This window comes from Phocaeicola acetigenes, assembly GCF_027529745.1.
Classification (GTDB): domain Bacteria; phylum Bacteroidota; class Bacteroidia; order Bacteroidales; family Bacteroidaceae; genus Phocaeicola; species Phocaeicola acetigenes.
Genome location: NZ_JAPZVM010000025.1, coordinates 1 through 1,194, shown reverse-complemented (window position 1 = coordinate 1,194; position 1,194 = coordinate 1). Strand labels below are relative to the sequence as shown.

Here is a 1,194-nt window from a genome sequence, read left to right as displayed (position 1 = left end):
CACTCCCCGTTTCATTACGGCAGAATACTCTGCGACATCATCTTTGACTGCAACCTTTCCAATTATAAAGTTCAAGGGCTTTTGCGATTCATCCAAATCAATAGTAGCATCCTGCCAAGCTTCCTCTGTCATTCCGCTACCTGCAGAAAAAGACAGTTTGCCACCTTCATTCACAACAAGATAAAGATTACCGGCTCCTTCCAGCGGCAATTTCAACTCTCCCCCTGTCGGTGATACAGAAGCTGTATTATTCAGTTTACCATCCTTAAAAAATAAATACTTAACACTTTCCAACTGTTCCGATGTCGGAATATTCAAAAACACTCTCGACATCTTACCGTTTTCTTTATTTACTACCGCATCCTCACTGCTGCAAGCAACTAATACAAGCAGCAATGAAAACACAGCATATAACAATTTATATCTCATTCGTTTAAACTCTATTGATAAATATATTCTACAGGTGACTTCTTACATCTGATAGTTCTGGACTTCACATTGTTTTGTGTAACAGTTTTAAACCAGTTACCTCTCATGTCCACAAACCAGCCTTCCATCATCCATGCTGTTGAAGTTCCATTATTAACTGCAAAAATGAAATCATCCGAACTGATTTTTCCCGTACCAGCCTCCCATTGGTGTCCCCAACCGAAAAGCACCACATGCTTGCTGTTATCGCTTGCAGAGGCCTCCTCACAGAAATCATAAAATCCCACTTTTCCGTATGTTACGTCATCAATGCTGACAGAACGGTTACCGTGGTTATAATTCAGTCTGAAGCTGTCATCACCGTTCAAATTATTATTATAAACAGCCGGATCGTATCCAAGCTTAGCGTCATTCGAATTAACCAGTCTTCTAAAATCATTTTGGGAAGGTATCTCATATCCCGGAGGAGCCATTTCCTTACCCTGCGTATTGATATTTACCGATACACTCGATTTGAATCCTGAATACTCAAACTTGCCGTCTGAGAGAGTAAGAGGTAATCCTTCCAAGTTTCCTCCCTGATACTGATCACCCATTACAGCTTTAAGTTCTTCCAATGAGCAATCTTTCAGATAATCAAGCAGACTTCCTTCCTTCACCGGATCTGCACTAGCCAATATCTGGTCATTAAAGTCGTTAGCAGTACCTTTAAGGTTATACTTACACCACCAGTTTCCTGCTACATACACTACAGGAAGTCCAAAA

At 40.6% G+C, this 1,194-nt stretch carries 2 protein-coding genes; both read right to left on the bottom strand.

Translation table 11 applies throughout. The features are described 5' to 3' along the window. The coding region (locus O6P32_RS13545; RefSeq protein ID WP_269879053.1) for a hypothetical protein at nucleotides 1-429 on the bottom strand (429 nt) is incomplete at its 3' end. Between the two features lie 11 nt (nucleotides 430-440). Next, nucleotides 441-1,194: hypothetical protein (locus O6P32_RS13540; RefSeq protein ID WP_269879052.1), on the bottom strand; the 754-nt coding region annotated here is incomplete at its 5' end.